This is a genomic window from Mesorhizobium sp. RSR565B (assembly GCF_054719465.1).
The window spans coordinates 795,489-818,491 of sequence record NZ_JBTTIE010000001.1; the positions used below are offsets into that span (position 1 = coordinate 795,489).

General features: G+C 64.1%; 21 protein-coding genes and 1 pseudogene. 8 read left to right on the forward strand and 14 right to left on the reverse strand.

Annotation, left to right across the window (positions count from 1 at the left end):
- Positions 1 to 168 precede the first annotated feature (168 nt).
- The gene (locus tag ACYG9R_RS03975; protein WP_023687135.1) at positions 169 to 423 is read left to right on the forward strand and encodes a DUF1344 domain-containing protein; all 255 of its coding nucleotides are present in this window, start codon (positions 169 to 171) and stop codon (positions 421 to 423) included.
- Positions 424 to 505: 82 nt separating this feature from the next.
- On the opposite strand, the gene ACYG9R_RS03980 is transcribed toward ACYG9R_RS03975, so the two are convergent.
- From ACYG9R_RS03980 to mddA, 3 genes are all read right to left on the reverse strand, one after another.
- Entirely contained in the window at positions 506 to 1,093 is a 588-nt protein-coding gene (locus tag ACYG9R_RS03980; protein WP_023692086.1) for a histidine phosphatase family protein, read from the reverse strand.
- Positions 1,094 to 1,139: 46 nt separating this feature from the next.
- Positions 1,140 to 1,961 carry an enoyl-ACP reductase FabI gene (fabI, locus tag ACYG9R_RS03985; protein WP_023727494.1) on the reverse strand — a complete coding sequence of 274 codons (822 nt, stop codon included), beginning with the start codon at positions 1,959 to 1,961 and terminating at the stop codon, positions 1,140 to 1,142.
- A 224-nt stretch (positions 1,962 to 2,185) separates the two neighbouring features.
- The gene (gene mddA, locus ACYG9R_RS03990) at positions 2,186 to 2,920 is read right to left on the reverse strand and encodes a methanethiol S-methyltransferase (RefSeq protein WP_023723279.1); all 735 of its coding nucleotides are present in this window, start codon (positions 2,918 to 2,920) and stop codon (positions 2,186 to 2,188) included.
- A 186-nt stretch (positions 2,921 to 3,106) separates the two neighbouring features.
- Here mddA and ACYG9R_RS03995 point away from each other — a divergent pair, with 186 nt between their 5' ends.
- Positions 3,107 to 3,742, forward strand: a complete 636-nt coding sequence (locus ACYG9R_RS03995) for a TetR/AcrR family transcriptional regulator (protein ID WP_023692089.1) — start codon at positions 3,107 to 3,109, stop codon at positions 3,740 to 3,742.
- Between the two features lie 19 nt (positions 3,743 to 3,761).
- On the opposite strand, the gene ACYG9R_RS04000 is transcribed toward ACYG9R_RS03995, so the two are convergent.
- Entirely contained in the window at positions 3,762 to 4,691 is a 930-nt protein-coding gene (locus ACYG9R_RS04000) for a DnaJ C-terminal domain-containing protein (protein ID WP_023692090.1), read from the reverse strand.
- A gap of 123 nt (positions 4,692 to 4,814) precedes the next feature.
- Positions 4,815 to 5,276, reverse strand: a complete 462-nt coding sequence (locus ACYG9R_RS04005) for an RT0821/Lpp0805 family surface protein (protein ID WP_023824253.1) — start codon at positions 5,274 to 5,276, stop codon at positions 4,815 to 4,817.
- Positions 5,277 to 5,304: 28 nt separating this feature from the next.
- Between ACYG9R_RS04005 and pdxH the strand changes: the two genes are divergently transcribed.
- The gene (gene pdxH / locus ACYG9R_RS04010; protein ID WP_081725434.1) at positions 5,305 to 5,934 is read left to right on the forward strand and encodes a pyridoxamine 5'-phosphate oxidase; all 630 of its coding nucleotides are present in this window, start codon (positions 5,305 to 5,307) and stop codon (positions 5,932 to 5,934) included.
- 8 nt (positions 5,935 to 5,942) lie between these two features.
- Here pdxH and ACYG9R_RS04015 read toward each other — a convergent pair whose 3' ends face one another.
- Both ACYG9R_RS04015 and ACYG9R_RS04020 read right to left on the reverse strand, forming a co-directional pair.
- Positions 5,943 to 6,695, reverse strand: a complete 753-nt coding sequence (locus ACYG9R_RS04015; RefSeq protein ID WP_023824254.1) for a crotonase/enoyl-CoA hydratase family protein — start codon at positions 6,693 to 6,695, stop codon at positions 5,943 to 5,945.
- A 30-nt stretch (positions 6,696 to 6,725) separates the two neighbouring features.
- Positions 6,726 to 8,495: an acyl-CoA dehydrogenase gene (locus tag ACYG9R_RS04020; RefSeq protein ID WP_460221808.1), complete on the reverse strand. Its 1,770-nt coding sequence runs from the start codon at positions 8,493 to 8,495 to the stop codon at positions 6,726 to 6,728.
- 446 nt (positions 8,496 to 8,941) lie between these two features.
- Between ACYG9R_RS04020 and ACYG9R_RS04025 the strand changes: the two genes are divergently transcribed.
- Positions 8,942 to 10,054, forward strand: a complete 1,113-nt coding sequence (locus tag ACYG9R_RS04025; RefSeq protein WP_023723281.1) for a glycoside hydrolase family 25 protein — start codon at positions 8,942 to 8,944, stop codon at positions 10,052 to 10,054.
- Positions 10,055 to 10,057: 3 nt separating this feature from the next.
- On the opposite strand, the gene purD is transcribed toward ACYG9R_RS04025, so the two are convergent.
- Positions 10,058 to 11,344, reverse strand: coding sequence for a phosphoribosylamine--glycine ligase (gene purD, locus ACYG9R_RS04030; RefSeq protein ID WP_023727498.1), 1,287 nt, complete (start codon positions 11,342 to 11,344; stop codon positions 10,058 to 10,060).
- Positions 11,345 to 11,477: 133 nt separating this feature from the next.
- Positions 11,478 to 12,272 carry a phytanoyl-CoA dioxygenase family protein gene (locus ACYG9R_RS04035; protein WP_023752609.1) on the reverse strand — a complete coding sequence of 265 codons (795 nt, stop codon included), beginning with the start codon at positions 12,270 to 12,272 and terminating at the stop codon, positions 11,478 to 11,480.
- Positions 12,273 to 12,363: 91 nt separating this feature from the next.
- Here ACYG9R_RS04035 and ACYG9R_RS04040 point away from each other — a divergent pair, with 91 nt between their 5' ends.
- Both ACYG9R_RS04040 and ubiA read left to right on the forward strand, forming a co-directional pair.
- Complete coding sequence (locus ACYG9R_RS04040) at positions 12,364 to 13,275, forward strand: LysR family transcriptional regulator (RefSeq protein WP_023668455.1); 912 nt, start codon at positions 12,364 to 12,366, stop codon at positions 13,273 to 13,275.
- A gap of 51 nt (positions 13,276 to 13,326) precedes the next feature.
- Positions 13,327 to 14,310 carry a 4-hydroxybenzoate octaprenyltransferase gene (gene ubiA / locus ACYG9R_RS04045; RefSeq protein WP_023816800.1) on the forward strand — a complete coding sequence of 328 codons (984 nt, stop codon included), beginning with the start codon at positions 13,327 to 13,329 and terminating at the stop codon, positions 14,308 to 14,310.
- Between the two features lie 61 nt (positions 14,311 to 14,371).
- On the opposite strand, the pseudogene ACYG9R_RS04050 reads toward ubiA, so the two are convergent.
- From ACYG9R_RS04050 to ACYG9R_RS04065, 4 genes and pseudogenes are all read right to left on the reverse strand, one after another.
- Positions 14,372 to 15,549, reverse strand: a pseudogene (locus tag ACYG9R_RS04050) (integrase core domain-containing protein).
- Between the two features lie 349 nt (positions 15,550 to 15,898).
- Positions 15,899 to 16,465: a DUF6101 family protein gene (locus tag ACYG9R_RS04055; RefSeq protein ID WP_023668457.1), complete on the reverse strand. Its 567-nt coding sequence runs from the start codon at positions 16,463 to 16,465 to the stop codon at positions 15,899 to 15,901.
- Positions 16,466 to 16,649: 184 nt separating this feature from the next.
- Positions 16,650 to 18,080, reverse strand: coding sequence for an FAD-binding oxidoreductase (locus ACYG9R_RS04060; RefSeq protein WP_023823450.1), 1,431 nt, complete (start codon positions 18,078 to 18,080; stop codon positions 16,650 to 16,652).
- A gap of 18 nt (positions 18,081 to 18,098) precedes the next feature.
- A complete protein-coding gene (locus tag ACYG9R_RS04065) occupies positions 18,099 to 19,064 on the reverse strand; it encodes an L-threonylcarbamoyladenylate synthase (RefSeq protein ID WP_023823451.1) in 966 nt (321 codons plus the stop codon).
- 371 nt (positions 19,065 to 19,435) lie between these two features.
- Between ACYG9R_RS04065 and ACYG9R_RS04070 the strand changes: the two genes are divergently transcribed.
- The gene (locus ACYG9R_RS04070) at positions 19,436 to 19,888 is read left to right on the forward strand and encodes a hypothetical protein (RefSeq protein ID WP_023684360.1); all 453 of its coding nucleotides are present in this window, start codon (positions 19,436 to 19,438) and stop codon (positions 19,886 to 19,888) included.
- Between the two features lie 165 nt (positions 19,889 to 20,053).
- Positions 20,054 to 20,437: a hypothetical protein gene (locus tag ACYG9R_RS04075; protein WP_081726860.1), complete on the forward strand. Its 384-nt coding sequence runs from the start codon at positions 20,054 to 20,056 to the stop codon at positions 20,435 to 20,437.
- Positions 20,438 to 20,517: 80 nt separating this feature from the next.
- On the opposite strand, the gene glyS is transcribed toward ACYG9R_RS04075, so the two are convergent.
- The gene (glyS, locus tag ACYG9R_RS04080; RefSeq protein ID WP_023823452.1) at positions 20,518 to 22,986 is read right to left on the reverse strand and encodes a glycine--tRNA ligase subunit beta; all 2,469 of its coding nucleotides are present in this window, start codon (positions 22,984 to 22,986) and stop codon (positions 20,518 to 20,520) included.
- Positions 22,987 to 23,003 lie beyond the last annotated feature (17 nt).

Below are 23,003 nucleotides of genomic sequence, written 5' to 3' on the forward strand. Positions count from 1 at the left end.
CCGGCAGCGGACCGGATCAAAGGTGCGTTCTATTGGCGTTTTCCACAGCGGTCAAACTGTGATCCGGCGGTTTTAGTTTTGACACATTCGGTTGGTTTCTGCTCTCTTCCATCCGCCCGTTGAAAGCTCGCCGCCATCCGTGCAGGCGCAATGACAAAGAGGACGACGATGCGTACCCTGATTGGCGCTGCTGCCGCCATGTTGCTGATTTCCACCGCCGCCTATGCCGGCCAGACCGAAGGCCTGATCAAGAAGGTCGACAAGGACGCACTGACGCTGACGCTGGAGGACGGCAAGTCCTTCAAGCTCAACGCCGAGACCGATCTCGATTCGCTGAAGCCGGGCATGGATGTCGTGATTGCCTATGACGTGACGAATGGCGAGAACGTCGTCACCGACATGGAATTGCCCGACACCGAATAAGACCGACGCCGAACAGGGTCTTGCCGCTCGGCGGAGCCCTGCACGGATAAACAGGACAGTCGTCCTGTTTATCTGCTCGAACCTAAAGCCAATCCAGACGCCCGTCCTGCAGCCTGAGCACCCGGTCCTGCCGCACTTCCAGGTTTGCCGCTTCGTGTTCGGAAACACCCTTGACCATCCGAAACAGGGTCCGCACGACGCCACCATGCGTGACGCAGACCGTCTGGTGGTCGAGCGCGTCGAACCACGGCTTCACCCGTTCGAGCAGCATCTGGTAGCTTTCGGCGCCCTCGCCCGGCGGCTGGAAATTCCATTTGTTGCGTCGTCGCGCCTTCGCCGAGCCCGGCATCCGCGCATCGAGTTCGGCATAGGTAAAGCCCTGCCAGTCGCCAAAGTGCACCTCGACCAGACGCGGGTCGGTGCGGTAGCCATCGGGATCGAGCTGCATCGCCAAGCGCAGCCGCTGCATCGTCTCGCGCGTCCGCTTCATCGGGCTGGCGACAAAGTCGAAATCCTCAGGGTTCTGGATCAGTTCGGCCAGCCGCCGTCCATTGCGGGTCGCCTGCTCGCGGCCGAGCGCGTTGAGATCGGTGTCGGCCTGGCCCTGCAGCCGCGACTCGGCATTCCACTGCGTCTGGCCATGGCGCACGATGTAGACGAGCGGAACCATCAGGTCTTCCGGAAATCAGGACAGGCGGGCGGAAACCGCGGCAGAACTATTCCTTGACGGTCGAAATATCCGGCGCGTCGACCGCCTTCATGCCGACGACGTGATAGCCGGAATCGACATGGTGCACCTCGCCGGTGACGCCACGCGACAGGTCCGACAGGAAATAGACGGCGGAATCGCCGACTTCTTCCTGGGTGACGGTCTGCTTCAGCGGCGAATTGTATTCGTTCCACTTGAGGATGTAGCGGAAGTCGCCGATGCCCGAAGCAGCCAAGGTCTTGATCGGCCCGGCCGAGATGGCGTTGACGCGGATCTTCTTGCCGCCGAGGTCGACGGCGAGATAGCGCACGCTGGCTTCGAGCGCGGCCTTGGCGACACCCATGACGTTGTAATGCGGCATGACCTTTTCGGCGCCGTAATATGTCAGCGTCAGCAGCGAGCCGCCGTCGGTCATCAGCGCTTCGGCGCGCTTGGCGATGGTGGTGAAGGAATAGACCGAAATGTCCATGGTGCGCAGGAAATTGTCGCGCGTCGTCTCGACATAGCGTCCGGTCAGCTCGTCCTTGTCGGAAAAGGCGATGGCATGGACGAGGAAGTCGAGCTTGCCGCCCCAATGCTTGGCGACATTGGCAAACACCTCGTCGAGGCTCGCCGGATCAGTGACATCGCAATGACCGGCGACAAAGGCGCCCAATTCCGCAGCCAGCGGCTCGACGCGCTTCTTGAACGCCTCGCCCTGATAGGTCAGCGCGATCTCGGCGCCATGGTCGACGCAGGCCTTGGCGATGCCGTAGGCAATCGATCTGTTGTTGGCGACGCCCAGTATAAGGCCGCGCTTGCCGGCCATAAGGCCCTGTCCACCCGCCATGTCAGCGCTCTCCGAAAGATTTTCTGCTTTGGAGTGCCTATCGCACAGGCAGAAAGGCGCATCAAGCGCAGACGGGGCGCGCGTTCAATTCAGACACTCGGCGTGACAACGAATGGGGGATAATAACGTTGTTGTGAGATTTGAACGCCTCACTGCGGCCAGCGCGCCTTGATGGCCCAGGCCCGGCCGACCAGCCGAATCGGCTGGTCGGCAACGCATCGGCCCTATCCAGCCATTTTGCGCCAGGGAATGAGCATTCCCACCTGCTTGCGGTAGAGGCGGTACTGATCGCCAAACATCGCGACGAGATCGCGTTCCTCGAGGAAGATGCCGAGCAGGATGTAGCCGGTGCTGCCCGCCGCGAACAGAAGATGGCCCCATGTCATCGACGGCGTCGCCCAGAAGGCCAGGAGAAAGCCGACATAGAGCGGGTGCCGGACCCATTTGTAGAACAGCGGCGTCCTGAACACGGGCGGCGCCGGTTCGCTCTTGCGCAAAGCGGCGAGAACCTGGCGCAGGCCGAACAGTTCGAAATGGTTGATCAGAAAGGTGCTGGTCAACAATACCGCCCAGCCGAGCCAGAACACGCCATGGATGACGGCGACCCAGACCGGGTTCTCGACCGTCCAGACGAGACCGGGAATCGGCCGCCATTGCCAGTAGAGCAGCAGCAGGATGAGGCTGGCCAAAAGCACATAGGTGCTGCGTTCGGCCGCGTGCGGGACAATCCGTGTCCACCAGCGCTTGAAAACCGGCCGCGCCATGATGCTGTGCTGGGCGGCGAAAAGGCCGAGCAGCAGTGCATTGCCGATGACGGCTTCGACCGGACTTCCAGCGACTCCGGAATCGATCGATTTCGGCACAACCATGTTGCCGACGAAACCGACCGCATAGAGAAACGAACCGAGAAAAATCAGGTATGCGGCAACGCCGTAGATAAGGGTGATTACGCCCGCCATGAGTGCCCTCCATGCAAGCATCAGGATTCGGTCGGTCGACCGAATTCAGCGTCAAAAACCATAAATTTTCTAGCGAGTCAACTTGATCGGTCGCTCGACCGAGATAGAGTGGAGGGACGTCCAGCCCCGGACAGGAGAAGCTATGATCCGCCCAGATTGCACCGCTAACAGCGGCAGCCACGCCGCATGACGGACGCTGCCGAAGCCGTTACCCCGCCGCAGAACAAGCAAAAGCGCGACACGCGCGCCGAACTGATTTCGGCCGCCGAGTTATGCCTCCATCGAGGCGGTTATGCCGATCTGTCGACGCGCCGCGTTGCCGAGATCGCCGGCGTTCCGCTCAGCCAGATCCATTACCATTTCGGCTCCAAGGAACGGCTGTTCCTGGCCCTGCTCGACCATCTGAACGAGGGCCTGCTGAAGCGCCAGGCGGAGACTTTTGCGGCACCTATGCCGCTGTGGCAACGCTGGGAGCGCGCTTGCGATTTCCTCGACGATGATCTGGCGTCCGGCTATGTCCGGATCCTGCACGAGATGATCGCGGCAAGCCTGTCGAGCCCCGAGATCGCCAAGGCGGTGCGCCGCGACCTGCGCGGCTGGTTCGAACTGCTGGACGGACTGGCGCAAGAGGCGGAGCGGCGGTTCGGCGGCCTCGGGCCATTCTCCGCCGCCGAAGTAACCAGCCTGGTCAGCGCCGCATTCCTCGGCAGCGAGACGATGATCCTGCTTGAGATCGAGAGCCCGCATGTCCCGGTGCGGCAGGCGTTGCGCCGCTTCGGCGAAACCATCCGGCGGATGGAGGAAGCAGCGCCCGGCAGCTAGCCAGCCAAGTCGAGCCGCATCAGCCTTTGCGGCTGCGCATCAGCGCTTCGAGTTCGCTGTCGCCGCCTTCCGGCAGCATGATGCGGACATGGGCGTAGAGATCGCCATGGCCGCCGGCCTTTTCCGGCAAGCCCCTGCCCTTCAGGCGCAGCACCTTATCGGAACTCGACCAGGCCGGAATGTTGACCGCCAGCCTGCCGGTCGGCGTGTCGACCGGCACCTTGGCGCCCAGCACCGCGTCGGCCAACGCTACCTCCAGATCGGCATGCAGGTCACGGCCCTCGATGCGGTAGCGCGGGTGCCTGCGGATACGGATCTTGACCAGCGCATCGCCCGGCTGTCCCGGCCCCTGCTCGCCCTGGCCCTTCAGCCGGATGGTCTGGCCATCCTCGACATAGACCGGCAGCTTGACCGCGATCTTGCGGCCGTCGGGGAACATCGCCGTCACCTTTTCGGCGGTCGCTATCTCCTCGATGGTGACGTCGAGCGTGACGTTCAGATCGGCGGCGGTCGCCTGCTGGCGGCGGTCGCCTGTTCCGGCGCCGCGCGCGCCGGAAAAGGCGTCGCCGAAGATCTGGCTGAAAATGTCGCTGTTGCCGTCGAACGGATCGCCGCCCGGACGCCCCGATCGGAATTCGAAGCGCGAGCCGCCGGCGCCCTGCTGGCGGCGGAAGCCACCGAACGGATCGCCGCCGCCGGCTGCGCCCTCGAAGCCCTGGAATTTCGGCTTGCCGTCGGCGTCGATCTCGCCGCGGTCGAAGGCCGCACGGTTCTTCTCGTCGCCGACGACCTCATAGGCCTGGTTGGCGGCGGCAAAACGGTCCTTGGCCTTTGGATCATTCGGATTCTGGTCCGGATGATACTTCTTGGCGAGCTTGCGGTAGGCCGATTTTATGTCCTTGGCCGATGCGTTCTTGGCAACGCCCAGCACCTCATAGGGGTCGCGCATGCGTCCTGCCCTGGAAAATGAGTTAAATCCACGTTGGCCCTTATATGCGCTCCCATAGGAAGAAATTCCAGTGGCGCGCAGGCTTATCGAGGCTGAAATTGCGGCGCCCGCAAACCTCCAAAATCAGAGCGGTTTGAAGTCCTGCATGTGCCAGCCGCCGGCCGCGGCGATGCACAATTGCCCCTTGAACAAAGCGACGCCGTCGAAGCTTTCGCGCGAGGCGGTAAAGCTGCGGCAGTCTTCGCCGTTGTCCTGCACTTCGGCGAGTTCGGTGATGGAGCCGCGCGAGCCGGTGTCGGCATTCGCCCACGGCACGGCCTGGCCGCGAAGCTCCTCGATGTCGGCCGAAGACACTGCATTGCCGATCGTGGTCTGGTCGGAAGCGCTGTCGGCGTCCGTCGATGTCACCCTCGCCGGCGCGCTCGAGGTGACGATGGAACGGTCGACCTCGGCCTTTTCCAGGCTGAAGCCGCCGGCGCCGCAGGCGGCAAGCGGCAGGGCGATAATCACGATCACGGCTTTCGAACTGGCCGAAGCGATAACGCTCCATTGCCCGCTGTCAAAAGCTTGCGCGATACGCGACAATCGGCAACCTCCTGAAGCTCGAGACAATTTGAGAAAAACTATGAGTGACACTGAGTTAACAAGTAGTGACTTTACCGAAGCCGCCGAGCCGTTCCGGCTCTTTGCTGAGTGGCTGGAGGACGCCAAGAAAAGCGAAATCAACGACGCCAACGGCGTAGCACTTGCAACCGTGGATGCCGACGGCATGCCGGATGTGCGGATGGTGCTGCTCAAGGGTTTCGATGAAAGCGGCTTTGTCTTCTACACGAATTTCGAGAGCGCCAAGGGCCGCGAGATTCTTGGCAGCATGAAGGCGGCGATGTGCTTCCACTGGAAATCGCTGCGCCGCCAGGTGCGCATACGCGGTCCGGTGGAGATCGTCAGCGACGCTGAAGCCGACGCCTATTACGCGACGCGGCCGCGCGGCAGCCGGATCGGCGCATGGGCTTCGAAACAGTCGCGGCCGCTGGAAAGCCGCTTTGCCCTGGAGAAGGCGGTGGCCGAATACACGGCGCGCTACCCTATCGGCGAAATCCCGCGGCCAAAGCACTGGTCGGGCTTCCGCATCGTGCCGCAGGCGATCGAGTTCTGGCACGACCGGCCATTTCGGCTGCACGATCGGCTGGTCTTTTCGCGCAACGCCGAAGGCGGCTGGGACAAGACACGGCTTTATCCCTGAGGATAAGTTCAGGCCTTCTTCCTAGTCATAAACGCGGTCAACGCGGCGCGCGCTTCGTCGGACTTCAGCCGCTCGGAGAAATGCTCGCTCTCCACCTTGATGCGGGCGACAAGGTCGTGGCGCGGGGCGCGCATCAGGTCACGCGCGATCTTCAGCGCCTGCGGCGGCTTGGCGGCGATCGCGCCGGCCGCGGCGAGTGCCGCGGCTTCTAGCCCGTCCTCCTCGACCACCTCATAGATCAGGCCGGCGGCCTTGGCGCGTTCGGCGGAAAAACCTTCGCCGAGTCCAAGCAGCGCAAAGGCGCCCTGCCTGCCGAGGATGAGCGGCGCCAGCAGGCTGGAGCCCGCCTCCGGCACCAGGCCGAGGTCGACGAAGGGTGTGCGGAACACCGTGCGCGGCGTGGCGAAAGTCAGGTCGCAATGCAAATTGAGCGTGGTGCCGATGCCGACCGCAATGCCGTCGACGCCGGAGACCATCGGCTTCTCGGTTTTGGCGAGCGCCATCAGGAAGTCCCAGACCTCATTGCCGCCTTCACCGCCGGTGGCGATAACGAGGAAGTCGGCGAGGTCGTTGCCGGAAGAGAAGGCGCCAGGCACGCCGAGGAAGACATGGACGCGGACCGCCGGATCGGCGTCGCCCTCGGCCAGCGCCTTGGACATTGTCGCGTACATGGCGCGCGTCAGTGCGTTCTTCTTGTCGGGACGGTTCATGCGGATGATCTGGACGGCGCCCTGGCGCTCGACGAGGATATGGTCTGTCACGGTCATTTTCCCTGGTGAGCGCTCTGGTATTCAGGCCGATATCAGCGCCTTGCCGGCGGCGGCGAGGCTCTCGGCGCCATCGATGACGCGTTCCTTCAAGGCGCTGACTTCGCCGAGCAGGTTTTCGGCGAAAAAGCGGCAAAGGGCGATGCGGCTCTGCTGGGCAAGTCCGCCACGCGCCAGATAAGCGCCGCCGGCAGCAAGCGAGATCAGCCTGAGATAGGGGGTCGCACCGGCTTGCGCTTCGTCCAGACGGCCGTCGGCCAGCAGCTTCTGCAGGAAGCGCGTCGCCTCGGTGAGATCGTCGAACGCCTGGTCAAGCGCTTCGGCGGTGCGGCCGAAGCCCTGCAGGTTCGAGGTCCGCACCTCGTCGGCGATGGCCTTCAGTTCGGCGATATAGCCGTGCACATGCTCGCCGCCGCCAAGCGGCAATTTGCGGGCTACAAGGTCGATCGCCTGGATGCCGTTGGTGCCTTCATAGATCGGCGCAATGCGGGCGTCGCGATAGAGCGCGGCCGCGCCCGTCTCCTCGATGAAGCCCATGCCGCCGTGAACCTGGACACCCAGCGACGCAACGTCGACGCCGATATCGGTGGAAAAGGCCTTGGCCAGCGGCGTCAGCAGATTGGCGCGATCGCGCCAATGCGCGGCCTCCTCGCCTGCCGACACACGCGCGAAGTCGATGGCATAGGCGCAGGAATACGAGATGGCGCGGGCGATCTGGGTCAAAGCCTTCATGGTCAAGAGATTGCGCTGCACGTCGGGGTGATGGACGATCGGCGCCATCCCGGCGCCTGAAAAGTCCGATGCCTTGCCCTGGCGGCGCTCATTGGCATAGGCGATCGCCTTCTGCGTCGCGGCTTCGGCCACTGCCACGCCCTGCATGCCGACGCAAAGCCTCGCGTTGTTCATCATGGTGAACATGCAGGCGAGCCCCTTGTTCTCCTCGCCGATCAGCCAACCGATGGCGCCGGGCGCAGCACCCTGGAACCCGTCGCCATAGATCATGGTGCAAGTCGGCGAGGCATGGATGCCGAGCTTGTGCTCGAGGCCCGAACAGAAGACGTCGTTGCGGGCGCCGAGCGACCCGTCTTCGTCGACCAGGAATTTCGGCACCAAAAACAACGAAATGCCGCGCGTGCCGGCCGGTGCGTCGGGCAGCCGCGCCAGCACCAGATGGACGATGTTGTCGGTGAAATCGTGCTCGCCATAGGTGATGAAGATCTTCTGGCCGAAGATGCGGTAGGTGCCGTCGCCGGCAGGCTCGGCGCGGGTGCGCAGAGCGGCGAGATCGGAACCGGCCTGCGGCTCGGTCAGGTTCATCGTCCCCATCCATTCGCCGGAAACGAGCTTCGCCAGATACCTTGCTTTGAGCGCCTGGGAAGCATGCTTGTCGAGCGCCTCGACCGCGCCCATGGTCAGCGTCGGGCCGATGCCGAAGGCCATGGCGGCGGAGTTCCACATTTCGAGCGCGGCAACGCCGAGCATGGTCGGCAGGCCCTGGCCACCGAATTCTTCCGGTCCCGACAGCGCGTTCCAGCCGCCGTCGATCCAGCTGCGGTAAAGCGCCTTCCAACCGGGCGGCATGGTCACGGCTGCATCCTTCAGCACCGCACCGTGCTGGTCGCCGATCTTGTAGAGCGGCGCCACCTCCTCGCTGGCGAAGCGGCCGGCCTCGGCCAGGATGGCGTCGACAAGGTCTTCGCCGAGGTCCCCGAACGCGCCGCTGTCGAGTGCCGGCTTGAGCCCGGCGACATGCTTGAGCGTGAACGAAATGTCGTCGACCGGGGCCTTGTACATGCCGCTTCTCCTCCGCTGCTCCGATCGCTCGATCCTAGGACCCGGGCCGATGCAAAACCATCCGCCTCTGGGCGGCCTCCGACCTTCTTTTTACGTAAACGTCAAACTTTGTCACGCGGATTTTCATCGAACTTCGTCGTCCACAGGTGGAGAGGGAGCGTAGCGGACGCCGAGTACCATGTCGCGACCTCGCGCTAGGGCGCAACGGTGCAGAATTCTGCGCCGTGGCAACGCTTCGAAGTCGCGGAATGCATACTATGGTCCGCCCCGCGTCGCTTCGCTCCTTGCTTCGCCATAAAATGAAGAAGTCGCGAGAGCGACAGGACTCCTGCCCGAAAGCACTTCCTTAACCATACCGGTCCACCATCGGTGTTTGGTCAGCGGGGATCCCCTGTTTGAAAACGCCGGCGCATCTTCTTCGCCGCTCAGCGATCGCTCTCGCGGCGATGATGGCGCTGACGTCAGCGGCTACAGCCTCGGACTTTTCCGAGCCTTGGCGGGATGGCGACCGCGCGCTGGTGGTCGACGCCTATGAATACAATTCCATCGACTGGGCGCAGCTTGCAACCGACAAGCGCATTGTCGGCTTCATCAACAAGGCCTCCGACGGGCTGCCGCCGCCCTATTTCTGCTACGGCGACGAGCCTACGGTCAAACTCTGCAAGACATTGTGGAAACGCTTTGCGGTGACGCGCGAGCTGTTTCAGACGCGCAAGGTGGTGGCCAAGGCGCTCGGCCTGAAATGGGGCGCGTATCATCTTGCCCGCCCCGGCAATCCGCTCGAGCAGGCCAACAGTTTCATCGATTTCGCCGAGCCAGCCCCTGACGATCTGCTCGCCCTCGATCTCGAAGGCAACGACCCCTCGCAATGGATGTCGCTCGAGGATGCCGAGGAATTCGTGCGCCAGGTGCACCGGCGGCTCGGCCGTTTCCCGATCCTCTACACCAACGGCAAGACCGCCCAGTACATCGCCGACAACCGCTACCAATACCGTCTGCTGTCGCGGCTGCCGCTCTGGTATGCGCGCTACAAGCCCGACATCGACGTGCATTTTCCGATGGGCAACTGGCAGGGCTATGCGCTGTGGCAGTTCTCGGCGCAGGCCAATTGCGGGCGCCTGCGCTGCCCCTACCGCGTCGCCGGCACGCCCAACGACATCGACGTCAACGTCGCGCCGATGGACGCGGCGGCACTGCGCCAGCAATGGCCCTTCGGCGGCCTGATCGACGTGCCGCCCGACTACCTCGCCTCGATACCGGTGCCGGTGTCGCGCGCGGCCGGGCTCGCCGGCAAAGTCACCATCACATACGCCGATGTGGCGACGCCACCGACGGTCGAGGAAATGGTGGCGGTGCTCGGCGCGCGCTGGCAGACATTCCGCGCCGCCTTCCGCATGCCGGTGGTCAAGACGGTGCCGCGCCGCGCGCGCTTCGGTATTGCCGAGTATGTCGCCTGGAAGCGGACCACGTATCGTTCGGAGGCTCTGCTCGAGGCCGCCTTCTCGCAGGCCGCCGACCCGGTCAGCACCGCTTCGACGGAACTGGTTCGCGAGCGCTGAGGCTTATGTGGCGGCGCTGGCCTTTTCCCGCGCCACCGCCTGCCAGCCTATGTCGCGGCGGCAGAAGCCTTGCGGCCAGTCGATACGGTCGAGCGCGGCGTAAGCGCGGCTTTGCGCTTCGCCCACCGTCTTGCCTGATGCCGTGACGTTGAGCACGCGGCCGCCATTGGCGACCAGCGCGCCGCCATTGATGGCAGTGCCGGCATGGAAAATCTCAACGCCTTCGCCAGCGGCTTCGTCGAGAGCCCGAATGACCGAGCCTTTTTCCGGCGTCCCGGGATAGCCCTGTGCCGCCATCACCACGGTCAGCGCGGCATCGTCGCGCCAGCGGATCGAACTGTGCGCCAACTGGCCGTCGACGGCGGCGTTGAGCAGCACCAGCAGATCGTCCTTCAGCCGCATCATCAGCACCTGACACTCGGGATCGCCGAAGCGGGTATTGTATTCGATCAGCTTCGGCCCCTTGTCGGTGATCATCAGCCCGGCAAACAGAATACCGGCGAACGGCGCGCCAAGCTCGGCCATGCCGCGCATGGTCGGCTCGACGATCTCGCGCATGGTGCGCTCGACAATTTCGGGGCTCATCACCGGCGCCGGCGAATAGGCGCCCATGCCGCCGGTGTTGGGGCCGGTATCGCCATCGCCGACGCGCTTGTGGTCCTGCGCGGTGCCAAAGGGAAGTGCGGTCGTGCCGTCGCACAGGCAGAAGAAACTCGCCTCCTCGCCGGTCATGAATTCCTCGACCACGACCTCAGCGCCGGCGTCACCGAATGCGCCGTCGAAACAAGCATCGAGGGCGGCGCGCGCCTCGTCCAGCGTCATGGCGATGGTGACGCCCTTGCCGGCAGCGAGCCCATCGGCCTTGATGACGATCGGCGCTCCCATCTTTTCGACGTAGGCCTTTGCCGCGGTCAGATCGGTGAAGCGGCCATAGGCAGCGGTCGGGATATCGTATTTGGCGCAGAGGTCCTTGGTAAAACCTTTCGAGCCTTCGAGCCTTGCGGCGCGCTTCGACGGTCCGAAGACGCGGATGCCTTCGCCGCGCAGGTCATCGGCAATGCCGGCGACCAGCGGGCCTTCCGGCCCGACGACGACGAGGTCGATCGCGTTGTCCTTGCAGAAGCTGGCAACAGCGGCATGGTCGGCGATGTCGAGCTTGACCAGTTCGGCCTCGTGGGCGATGCCCGGATTGCCGGGCGCGGCATAGAGCCTGGTCAAAAGCGGCGAGGCCGCGATCTTCCAGGCCAGGGCATGTTCGCGGCCGCCGGAGCCGATCAACAAAACGCGCATGCCGATGTCCCTTGTCATTTCACGACAGGGACTGCGCTATTGCCCCGGGCGGCGCGGGTCAAGAGTTTTACCTTGCGCCATACCGGTTGCGCACGGGAACGTCGCGCCGAGAGCACGGCGTCCCCGGCCGGTATCAGCTCTGGAAGACGACCGGGAACCAGTCCTCGCGCAGTTTCTGGCCGGGCTTCATGTCATGGCCGGGATAGGGCGGCGAGGTACGGCCGGGGCGCTCGACATAGCGCGCATCGTCGCCGACCCAGCGCAGCGACAGCGCCCGGCGACGCGCCGCGGTCGGATTGCCGCGCGCACCATGCGCGGTGCGGAAGTCGAACAGGATGGCGTCGCCCGGCTCCATCTCCCATTCGAGCACCTTCAGCGACGGGTCCTTGTCTGGATCCGGCACGGGCAGATAATCGCCCTCGCCGGCATAGAAATTGCTGTCATCGAGCCAGCGCACCGGCAGGATCATCTTGTCCCATTTGTGCGAGCCGGCGATCAGCCGCAGCGTCGCTTCCTTGACCGGATCGATCGGAATCCAGAAGCTGACGGTCTGGGTGCCATCGACGAAGTAATACGGGATGTCCTGGTGCCAAGGCGTCGGCTTTTGCGTGCCCGGTTCCTTGACCAGCACATGGTCGTGGAAGAACTGGGCGCTGCGCGACTGCATCGCCGCTGCCGCGAGTTCCGCGGCCGGGGAATTGCGCACCACGTCGACGAATTCGGGAATGCGCTCCCAATTGCAGTAATCGTCGAAGAAGCTGCCCTTGCCGTTGGCGATGTCCGACGCCGTGGCGCTGCGGTTTTGCATGTTGCGCTCGATGCCGGCGCCGATGGTGCCGACCCAGTCCTTGAAAGCGCCGCGTATGCAGACCGCGCCGTCGCGCTGGTAGTCGGCAATCGCTGCGGCATCGATATGTCTGGCGGCCATCTCATGTCTTCCCTGTTTCGATGACCGACTATCGCAGCCGCCGCACATCGCGTAAAATAATAACTTCTCATCTCTCTTATAGTTTTAGACTATGAACCTGACCCTCACCCAGCTGCGTTACCTCGTCGCCGTCGCACGGCATGGCAGCGTCACCGCGGCCGCGCGGATGCTGAACGTCTCGCAGCCCTCGATCTCGGTGGCGATCGACAATGTCGAAGCGACGCTCGGCCAGAAACTGTTCGTGCGCCAGCGCGGCAGCGGCATCGCGCTGACCTCGTTCGGCCGCAGCGCGGTGGCGAAGGCAAAGCAGGTGCTGGCCGAAGCGGACGAACTGGTTGGGCTCGGGACGCGCGACGCCGATGTCGGGGGCGAACTTGTGCTCGGCTGTTTCGAGGATCTGGCGCCTTATTTCGCGCCGGCGCTGATCCGCGCTTTTTCGCAACGCTGCCCGGCGGTCACCGTGGTGGTCCGCGACGAGACCTTCGAGACGCTGGGCCGGCGGCTCGGCGATGCGGCAATCGATCTCGGCCTGACCTACGATCTCGGCCTGCCCTCGCACTTCGCCCGCATCCTGCTGCATGAGCTGCGGCCACACGCGCTTCTGCCGCAAGGCCACGCGCTGGCCAGCCAGGCCAGCGTCAGCCTGGCGGAGCTGGCGACCCATCCCTTGATCACCACCGACCAGCCGCACAGCTGGCAGCATATGCTGGACCTGTTCCTCAGCCGCGGCCTGTCGCCGGTCTCGCAATCGACGGCGAGTTCGTTCGAACTGCAGCGCAGCATGGTCGCCAACGGCTTCGGCGTCGCGGTGAGCTACACCAGGCCTTATGGCGACAGGAGTTATGACGGGCTGCCGCTGGTCTGCAAGCCGCTGTCCGATCCGCTGCCGATGCAGCGCATCATCCTCACCCATGACACAAGGCAAAGGCTGTCGAAGGCGGCGCTGGCCTTCACGGAGGTGGCGAAGGAATGGTTTGCCAGCCACGATATTTTCACCGCCTGAGCGACAATGCGGCCGCTTGACGGGGCACGCCGCTGCTGCCACTCCAGCACGATGGAAACCATCCAGTCGAAAGCCGCACAGGGCCGCGTCGCCGACGCGCCGAGCGGCCATTGGGTCTACAAGATATTGCCGCGCTGGCTGTGGCCTTACGCGCAGCTTGCGCGCTGGGACCGGCCGATCGGCTGGCAATTGCTGCTGTGGCCCTGCTGGTGGTCGGCAGCGCTTGCGGCCAGCGCCTATCCGCGCGCAAGCGACCCGTTGCTCACATTGCTGCCGTCGCCGTGGTTCCTGTTCCTGTTCTTTGTCGGCGCCGTCGCCATGCGTGGCGCCGGCTGCACCTATAACGACATTGTCGACCAGGACATCGACAACAAGGTCGAGCGCACGCGCTCGCGGCCATTGCCGGCCGGCAAGGTGACGCGCCGCCAAGCCTGGGCGTTCCTGGTCATCCAGGCCTTGCTGGGCCTCGTCGTGCTGCTGCAGTTCAACGACTTCGCCATTCCGCTCGGCATCGTCTCGCTGGTCATCGTTGCCGTCTATCCCTTCATGAAGCGCTTCACCAACTGGCCGCAATTGGTGCTCGGGCTCGCCTTCTCCTGGGGTGCACTGATGGGCTGGGCGGTCGAGTTCGGCGATCTCGATGGCCCGGCCATCATGCTCTATATCGGCTCGATCCTGTGGGTGATCGGCTACGACACCATCTATGCACATCAGGACAAGGAAGACGACGCAATCGTCGGCGTGCGCTCGACGGCGCGGCTGTTCGGCGACAACACCAAGACCTGGCTGGTCGGGCTTTATGGCGGCACGCTGGTCTGCTTCGCCATCGCCTTCGCCTCGGCGCAGGTGCCGGTGGTGGCGCTGGCCGGGCTGATCGCCGCCGGCGCCCATATGGCGCGGCAGATAGCGGTTCTGGATATCGACGATCCCGATCAATGCCTGCGGCTGTTCAAATCCAACAACCAGGTCGGCTGGTTGATCTTCATCGGCCTGATCGGCGGTGCGCTGTGGGTGGCGCTAAAGCCGCTGGTTTAATTGTCCAGCCGATAGATGGGTAACACTTTGAACCGGATACATAGGTGACACTTCTCTCCCCCTATGCGTCCGCCGCAGCGCCAAGCGGATTGGTTGGCGCGGCGCTGCGGCGGACAAGCTTCATGTGCCGTGTGTCGATGATGCCGAGCGGGTGGGCATGGAATGAGAGTGTCCATTGTCCGTCTTCGGTCTCCAACGCAGCGACCGGTTCGCCCGCCAGCGCTTGCGAGACATATATGAAGCCGCCATTCCATCGGATCTCGCCATTGTGGCGCACGCGGCGGACCGAGGCCTCGGCCGGATAGACGGGCTCGGGTGGTGTCCTGGGCATGGCGCGCTGTGAGGACCGGTAGTGCTGGGCGGGCGTATCCATGCCCAGCGCCTCATGGGGACGTTCCTCATTGTAGCTGTGGCGGAAGGTCTCGAAGGCCTGGCCCTGTGCCGTTCGGTCGGCTTCCGGTGCCTCGGCCATCGGCAGCATGGTCAGGTGAAAGCGCTCGTGACGTCCGTTCTGCTGTGGCCTGCCGGGTGCGATCCGCTCCAAGGTGATGCCGAGCTTGATGAAGCGCACGACAAGCGGCGTCAGCCCGGTGACGCCGGCCGATGCGAAGGGCGGGCCATTGTCGCTTCTGAAGCGATCCGGCAGGCCATGCTCTTCAAACAGCCGTTCGAACACCGGCCAGGCTTCGCTATCGGCCGTCGACCCCGTCGCTTCGAGCGCCAGAAGATAGCGGCTCGACGCATCCATCACCGTCAAGGGTTCGCAACGCCAGCCGTCGCGGGTCCGGAACCAGCCCTTGTGATCGCCAGTCCACACCGCGTTCGGTTCTTGCGGCTGTGGCCAGGGTCCATTGCCGCAGGCCCGCAGGCGGGGTCGCTTGCGGGCGCGGACAAGCCCATGCCGCGCAAGGATCGCGCCGACCGTCGAGGCTGAAGGCCACATGAACTCGGGAGCCGTGCGACGATCTTCTTTGGACCCCAAAGCGGATGCAGCTCCTTGGCCGCCACAATCCGCTCAACCAGATCCTGAGCTGTCGCCCGACCATGATTGAGCGGGGCTCGCGGCAGGTCGTGCAAACCCTCAGGCCCAAACGTCCGATAGCGTCCTAGCCATTTGTAGCCGTTCTTGCGTGAGATCCCGTAGGCCGCACAAAGCGCAACCATCGTCTCATCCCCAGAAAGACACTCCACAACAAACCGTAGCCGCTCGTCCATGATGCCAGTCTCTCGCCAAACCATCGCCGGTCCTCCGGCGGACAAGAAAACTGTCACCCATGCTATCGGTCCATTCTGTTACCTATCTATCCGGTTCGGACATAATCTCCTTCTCCCCGTCACTACACGGGGAGAAGGTGCCGGCAGCCGGATGAGGGGCAGCGCCAATCTTTGCAGTTGAGGTGAGATGCACAGCGGCGATATTGCGAGAAATGCCTCGGTCAGCGCCGCCCCTCATCGCCCTGCCGGGCGTTGGTCACTCGAAAAGCCAAGCAATTGGCTTTTCGTCCGCTACGCGGACCGCTCCTCAACCCCCGTATAGTGACGGGGAGAAGAAGGCTGTCGTCGGCGGTTTCGCCAATCGCCGGTCAAGCTACTCTCTCGAAATAATCTCCTGGCCGTCGATCACCAGCCTCAGCCCGAGATTGCCGGCCCTGCGGCGGGCGAGGAAGCGCGGGCGGCGCGTGGTCGAGACCCGGCCCTTGCGGCGATCCTTGGCCGGCAGCGCCTTGATGGCGGCGCCGAGCGATTCCTCAAGCGTGCGGGCAATGCCGTCGGATTCGATCAGCAGCATCTGCAGCCGGTAGGCGTCGGCCCAGGCGCGCCAGTCGGCGGCGACGTCGTCGAGATCGTCGGCCACCAGCAGCGGCACCGACAGCATCGGGTCGTTGTGCAGGAGTTCGAGGGTTACCGTGACATTGCCTTGCGCATCCTCCATCGCGCGGGCGGCGACGCCGCGAAACGCGTTGGCGGGCAGCGCGATGATCGCCGGCACGCCGCTCATCTCGAGCGTGCGGCGGATGACGGCGCCGCGCTGGTCGATGGTGAAGGTAACGTCGCCATAGTCGTCGCGCGTGGCATAGCTCACCACTTGCGGCAGGCGGAATGGGTCGAGGCGCATGTTGCGCCCGGCCCAGACGGGCTTCAATACACTGTTCATCTGCTGCCTTCCTGTGTTTCTCCTGAGAGCCGCTTTCACGGATCCCACCGGGCCAGTTTTCCCGGCCTCGTTGTGTGAAACATTAGCGCGAGCTTCTGCCGCGCGGCTTAAGAAAGTCAGTTAAATTTTGCTGATCTCAGGCGATGGTTATCGGAATGAAACCAGCCACAAAATGTTGAAAGGATCAGATAACCTTACCGGGATTCATGATGCCGGCCGGATCGAAGACGGCCTTCACCCGGCGCATCAGTTCGATCGCCATTGGCGGCGCGGTGGCGATCAGTTCGTCGCGCTTCAACTGGCCGATGCCATGCTCGGCCGAGATCGAACCGTGGAAGGAGCGCACGACATCGTGCACGGCATCGTTCATGGCGTGGTAGAGGCCGAGAAACGCTTCGTCGTCACCGCCCTCCGGCCGGGAGATGTTGTAGTGCAGATTGCCGTCGCCCATATGACCGAAGCAGACCACGCGCGCCTGCGGACTGACCGAAGCCACTGCACCGGCCGCCTTTTCGATAAACGCCGGGATGGATGCCACCGGCACCGAAATATCATGCTTGATCGAAGCACCTTCGGGCTTTTGCGAATCCGGCAGCACCTCGCGGAAGTTCCAGAACGCGTCGCCCTGCGCCAGGCTGGCCGCGATCACCGCGTCGCCGACGATGCCTTGCTGGAGGCCTGCCGACAGCACTTCTTCGATCAGCCCCCTGGCGTCCTCGGCTGAACGGCCCGACGACACCTGCATCAACACATACCATGGCCAATCCTGCGCCAGCGGCCGCGTGACGCCCTGCGCATGGCGCAGCGTGAAATCATAAGGACGCTGGCCGATCAGCTCGAAGGCGGTGAGTGCCGCCCCTGCCCGGTCCATCGCCAGGCTGAACAGCGCAAGCGCTGCTTCCGGCGACGACAGGCCGGCAAAGGCGACTTCGCGCCCCTTGGGCTTGGGAAACAGTTTCAGCACCGCGGCGGTGATGATGCCGAGCGTGCCTTCGGCGCCGACGAACAGGTTCTTCAGATCGTAGCCGGTGTTGTCCTTCTTCAGTTTGCGCAGATCGTCGAACACCTCGCCGGTCGGCAGCACGACTTCGACACCAAGGCAGAGTTCGCGCGCATTGCCATAGGCAAGCACGCCGGTGCCGCCGGCATTGGACGAGAGATTGCCGCCGATCTGGCAGGACCCTTGCGCGGCAAGCGACAGCGGAAACAGCCGGTCGGCGGCGTCGGCGGCTTCCTGCAGCGTCTGCAGGATGACGCCGGCCTCGACGGTTACCGTGTTGGAGAAGACGTCGATCTCGCGAATGCGGTTCAGCCGCGACAGCGACAGCACGATCTCGCGGCCGGAGGCATCCGGCACCTGGGCGCCGACCAGCCCGGTGTTGCCGCTTTGCGGCACGACCGGCGTTCCCGTCTCGCTCGCCAGGCGCATGATCCGGCTGACCTCGTCGACGCTGCCGGGACGCAGCACCAAGGCGGTCCTGCCGTGCCATAGGCCGCGCCGCTCGGTAAGATACGGCGCAATATCGGCCTGGTCGCGCAGCGCATATTTGTCGCCGACGATTGCCGCAAAGCGGTCGATGAGAGCGGGGTCGAGGTCGAAGGGTGCGTCGTTCATGGGCGCAAACTATGGCGCTCAGTCGAGCTTGTCACGGGGGGCAGCGGCACGAAACAGCCGATCGTTGATCGCCTCGCCGAGCCCTTCGACCGGGATCGGCTCGACGGCGATCGTCGCCGCGCCGCTGCAGTCGAGTTCCTGCAGATACGCGAACAGATTGCTTGCGGCTTCGCGCAAATCGCCCGATGCGGACAGGTTGCGCAAGGCGGCCGCCGCTTGCCAGCCTTCGGCGCGGTCGCCACCAAAGGCCAGCAAGGCCTCGCCTTCAGCCACACTCTGTGCATCGAGCCGCACCGATGCGCGCGGCGCATAATGCGACGCCAGCATGCCGGGCGCCTCGATGCCGGCTGTCGCGCCGCGCTGCAGCTTGATGCCGGTGACGGCCTCGATATCGGCGGCAGCGATGCCGCCTGGCCTCAGCAGCCGCACGCTGTTGCCTTCGACCTTGACGATGGTCGATTCCAGCCCGACCGGGGTGGCGCCGCCATCGACCACCAGCCGGATTTTGGCGCCGAGATCGGCCGCCACGGCTTGCGCTGTCGTCGCGCTGATCTTGCCCGAAGAGTTCGCGCTGGGCGCGGCCAGCGGCCGGCCGAGCCTGGCGATCAGCTCGCCGCCGAAGCCCCTCGGCATGCGCAGCGCGATCGTATCGAGCCCGGCGGTGACCAGCGGATGGATGCCGTTGCCGGGTCGGAGCGGCAGCACCAGCGTCAGCGGCCCCGGCCAGAACGCCTCGGCCAGCCGCTTCGAAAGCGGGTCGAAGATCGCAATGCGCTCGGCCATCGCGAGATCGGCGACATGGGCGATCAGCGGGTTGAAGCGCGGCCGGCCCTTGGCTTCGAAGATGCGGGCGACGCCGACGCCATTGGTCGCGTCGCTGGCCAGTCCATAGACGGTCTCCGTCGGGATGGCGACCACGTCGCCGCCCTCAAGCAGCGCCAACGCCTGCTCCATCGCTTCGCCGACGGATAGTATCTCAGCCACTCGCTTCACCTCACAGGCACCGGACCTAAAGCGCGTCGCGCTGAACCGGATTCATGCGACGCGCTTTAGGTCTTTGTTTTGATGCATGTCGTTCTCTCAAAACCGGGGCCACTTTTGAGCGACATGCATTAGAGCGGTTCAGCTGTTCGCTTAAACGCTCTAAGTATTTGTTTTTGCGGAATTCCGGACGGAAAACCGCTACTCACTTTTCCTGGAATTGCTCTAATACGGCAGTGGTTTTCGGGCAAGCCGGCGTTGGCGAATTATCAATGCCTAAAATGCTATGTTTCCCTGCAAGCCGGCATCAATCCACTCGGGTTAAGGCTACTTGGGTTAGGGCTGGCGGCTTGTTGGGCAAGGGGACGGTTTCGATGTCGATGCGTGTGCTTGGAGCGCTTGGTTTCACCCTGGCGGCGATGACCGGTGGGGCGCACGCCTCGTCGATCGTCTTTCTCGGCGTCTCGACCTCGACGCCATCGGTCATCAAGGTTGGCGGATCCGAACCGGTCAGGACCGCCTCGACGCCATCGATCGTCGCGCTCGGCGATGCCCAGCCCGATGTGACTTATGAAAAGGTCGCGGCGATCCCCGAAAAGCCTAGGCAGGATCCGATGATCATTCGCGGCGGCATCGTCGGCGGCGCCTTCGCCGCGCCGGCTCCGGCCAGGGCGAGCGCCGCGGCGCCGGCAACTGAGCCGACGGCAGAGACCGCACCAGCCGGAACTGCAACGGCATCGAACGGCAAGCCCGAGTCGCAACCGGCAGCGCCGCAGCCGGCAACAACACCGCAGCAGCCGATCGAGGGCGTCGGCAAAGCCGAGTAGGCCATTCAGCCAAAACAGTCGGCCAAGACAGTCGGCCGATCCATGCCGCTTGACGCCAATCGACAGCCCGGCGCACGATCGGCTTGGCGGCGGCGGCCCCAATTTCGCCAATCGGTTTTGGCATGAGCGCGCCGGGTTGTAGGAGAGCGAGGGGTTATCATGAACATGACGAAATCTTTGATTATTGCCGGCCTGTTGCTGGCGTCACCTATAGGTGTCGGCGGCGCGCAGGCCGGTGACGAGCTAGGGTCCTACGTCGCGCGCATTTCCGATCGCGACCACCATGCCAGCGACGGCTATGAGCTGAGCAGCGCAGCACAGATGGTGCGGCAGGACCGTGCCAACTGGCACAAGTTCCACCGGCGCGACGCCGACGACCAGGGCGATGACTGGTTCCGCAGCAACGATGATCGCGCGTATCTGGAACGCATGCTGAAGCGCAGTGGCGCGATGAGCTCCTCGACACGGAACGCCATCGTCAATGGCGAGCCGCTGATCCAGGTCGACGTCTATTCAGACAGCGTGCATGTCAGCATTTTGGAGGACTGACGGAGTCAGCCTCGGGAGGACTGAAAACAAGACGGGCGGCGTGTGAACGCCGCCCGTGTTCGGGCTTGTCCGTCCCTTAGCTAGCCAGCTATTCTGGAGAAATCAGCCACCTGGTCGGTGGCCGTGCGGATGCGGGCGAGCAATGCCAGACGGTTGGCGCGCACGGCCTGGTCCTCATCATTCACGAGAACACGTTCAAAGAATGAATCAACCGGTTCGCGCAGCACGCTAAGCGCCAGCATGGCGGCGGAAAAGTCTTCGTTTTGAATCGCTTCGCCGGCTTCTCTCTCCGCCTGATTCACCGCTGCAAACAGCGATTTCTCGGCCTCCTCGCGAAACAGCGCCGGCTCAACAGTCTCGGCGACGAGCGTTTTCTTCTTCTCCTCGGCAGCCAGAATGTTGGCCGCCCGCTTGGCGCCGGCGAGCAGGTTCTTGCCGTCCTCGGTGTCGAGGAAGGACCCCAGAGCTTCGACGCGACGCACGATCTGCAGGAGGTCGTCCGAGTGCGATTGGCCGATCTCCCCCCTTGTGGGGGAGATGCCCGGCAGGGCAGAGGGGGGCGCGCCAGAATGAGAGGTCGGCGGGACAGCGCCCCCCTTTGTCGGCTTCGCCGCCCCCAAAAGGGGGGAGATTGGCGCGCTTCCACCACCTGCCAGCACGGCGTCAATGAGATCATGCCGAGCGCCCTGGTCGCGGAGATAGACTTTCAGGCGGTCGTGGAAGAAGGCGAGGAGGTCGGGCCCAAATGCCCGTCCAGCCTTAGACGCGAGATAACTCGCCGTTTGATAGGCACTATCGAAGAGCGATGTCAGCGGCCGTGAGATCCCATTCTCGATCAGGATTCTCACCACGCCCAGTGCGGCCCTTCTCAGCGCGTAAGGGTCCTTCGACCCCGTCGGCTTTTCATCAATGACCCAGAAGCCGACCAGCGTATCGATTTTGTCGGCCAGCGCGACGGCAATCGACACCGGATTGGTCGGCACGCTATCCGACGGACCTTGCGGTTTGTAGTGCTCCTCGATCGCCGCAGCCACGGACGGATGCTCACCCTGCAGCAGCGCGTATTTGCGGCCCATTGCGCCTTGCAGTTCCGGAAACTCGCCCACTGCTTCTGTCGTGAGATCAGCCTTGGCCAGCACGGCGGCGCGAGCGGCGAGCGCGGTAATCTCCCCCCTTGAGGGGGAGATGTCGCCGAAGGCGACAGAGGGGGTCGTCTCGCGTGGAGTGCCAACTCCCTCTTTCTTCGAGAGACCGGACGGCGTCGCGGCAGCCGAAGCGACCCCCTCTGGCCTGCCGGCCATCTCCCCCTCAAGGGGGGAGATCGACTGCGCCACTGTTGGCGCCAGCTCCTGCGCCAGCCGCTTGATCCGCTCCACCCGATCGCCTTGCGTACCGAGCTTGGCGTGAAAGGTGACATTGAGATGGTCGAGGCGGGCCATGCGCTGGTCGAGCGGCTTTTTCAGATCGAGCCCGAATTTCTTCGCCGACGCCTCGAGCTGCTCCAGATCCGGCAGATCGCCCTGGTCGGTCTTCCAGAAATACAGCGCGTCCGACAGGCGGGCACGCACCACCTTGCCGTTGCCGTGCGCGACCTCCTTGCCGCCGTCCTTGGCCTCGATGTTGGCGGTGAGGATGAAGCGGTTGGAGAGGTTTTCGCCGTCGCCCTGCGGCCGGGTGACAAAGCATTTCTGATTGGCGCGGATGGTCAGCCGGACCACTTCTGGCGGTATGGCAAGAAAGGCCTGCTCGAATTCGCCCATCAGCACCACCGGCCATTCGACCAGGCCCGACACTTCTTCCAACAACCCTTCGTCCTCGACCAGATCGAGCCCGTTGGCGAAGGCGAGGTTGCGGGCGTCGGCAAGGATGATCTCCTTGCGGCGGTCGCTATCGAGCACGACCTTGGCCGCTTCCAGCTTGGTCACGTAATCGTCGAAGCGGCGCACGGTGATTTCTCCCGGCGCCATGAAACGATGGCCGTAGGTGATATTGCCCGAGCGGATGCCATCGATCTCGAAATCGACCACCACCGGCTCCTCGGTCTCCGGGCCGAAGGTGCACAGAATCGTCTGCAGCGGCCGCACCCAGCGTAGCGAACCGGGCTTGGCTGAAGCCGGCCCCCAGCGCATCGATGTCGGCCAGGGGAAGCCGCGAATGATGGCCGGCACCAGTTCGGCGATGATTTCTTCCGCCGCCCTGCCCGGCTTCGAAATATGGGCGACGTAGAAATCGCCCTTCTTCGGATCGGAATGAACATGCGCCTCGGCAACCGAGGCAAGGCCTGCCTTGCGCAGAAAACCCTGCACCGCCTGTTCCGGCGCCGTCGTCGACGGCCCCTTGATCTCCTCGTGGATATCCTTCGAGCGCGCGGTCAGGCCCCTGACATCGAGCGCCAGGCGCCGCGGCGTCCAGTATTCGCGCGCGGCGTCATAGGTCAGACCCGCCTCGACCAGACCGTCGGTCAGCATCTTCCTGAGATCGCCCGCCGCCTTGCGCTGCATACGGGCGGGGATTTCCTCGGAGCGAAGTTCTAAGAGCAGGTCTGGCATGGTTAAGCTCCCACCCT

Coding starts and splice junctions, on each gene's coding strand:
- ubiA (WP_023816800.1), top strand. CDS start 13,327: ATGGAAACCATCCAGTCGAAAGCCGCACAGGGCCGCGTCGCCGACGCG.
- ACYG9R_RS04040 (WP_023668455.1), top strand. CDS start 12,364: ATGAACCTGACCCTCACCCAGCTGCGTTACCTCGTCGCCGTCGCACGG.
- ACYG9R_RS04025 (WP_023723281.1), top strand. CDS start 8,942: ATGATGGCGCTGACGTCAGCGGCTACAGCCTCGGACTTTTCCGAGCCT.
- glyS (WP_023823452.1), bottom strand. CDS start 22,986: ATGCCAGACCTGCTCTTAGAACTTCGCTCCGAGGAAATCCCCGCCCGT.
- ACYG9R_RS04020 (WP_460221808.1), bottom strand. CDS start 8,495: ATGTACAAGGCCCCGGTCGACGACATTTCGTTCACGCTCAAGCATGTC.
- mddA (WP_023723279.1), bottom strand. CDS start 2,920: ATGGCGGGCGTAATCACCCTTATCTACGGCGTTGCCGCATACCTGATT.
- ACYG9R_RS04060 (WP_023823450.1), bottom strand. CDS start 18,080: ATGAACGACGCACCCTTCGACCTCGACCCCGCTCTCATCGACCGCTTT.
- ACYG9R_RS03980 (WP_023692086.1), bottom strand. CDS start 1,093: ATGGTTCCGCTCGTCTACATCGTGCGCCATGGCCAGACGCAGTGGAAT.
- ACYG9R_RS04035 (WP_023752609.1), bottom strand. CDS start 12,272: ATGGCCGCCAGACATATCGATGCCGCAGCGATTGCCGACTACCAGCGC.
- ACYG9R_RS04070 (WP_023684360.1), top strand. CDS start 19,436: ATGTCGATGCGTGTGCTTGGAGCGCTTGGTTTCACCCTGGCGGCGATG.
- ACYG9R_RS04075 (WP_081726860.1), top strand. CDS start 20,054: ATGACGAAATCTTTGATTATTGCCGGCCTGTTGCTGGCGTCACCTATA.
- ACYG9R_RS03995 (WP_023692089.1), top strand. CDS start 3,107: ATGACGGACGCTGCCGAAGCCGTTACCCCGCCGCAGAACAAGCAAAAG.
- fabI (WP_023727494.1), bottom strand. CDS start 1,961: ATGGCGGGTGGACAGGGCCTTATGGCCGGCAAGCGCGGCCTTATACTG.
- purD (WP_023727498.1), bottom strand. CDS start 11,344: ATGCGCGTTTTGTTGATCGGCTCCGGCGGCCGCGAACATGCCCTGGCC.
- ACYG9R_RS04000 (WP_023692090.1), bottom strand. CDS start 4,691: ATGCGCGACCCCTATGAGGTGCTGGGCGTTGCCAAGAACGCATCGGCC.
- ACYG9R_RS04055 (WP_023668457.1), bottom strand. CDS start 16,465: ATGAACAGTGTATTGAAGCCCGTCTGGGCCGGGCGCAACATGCGCCTC.
- ACYG9R_RS03975 (WP_023687135.1), top strand. CDS start 169: ATGCGTACCCTGATTGGCGCTGCTGCCGCCATGTTGCTGATTTCCACC.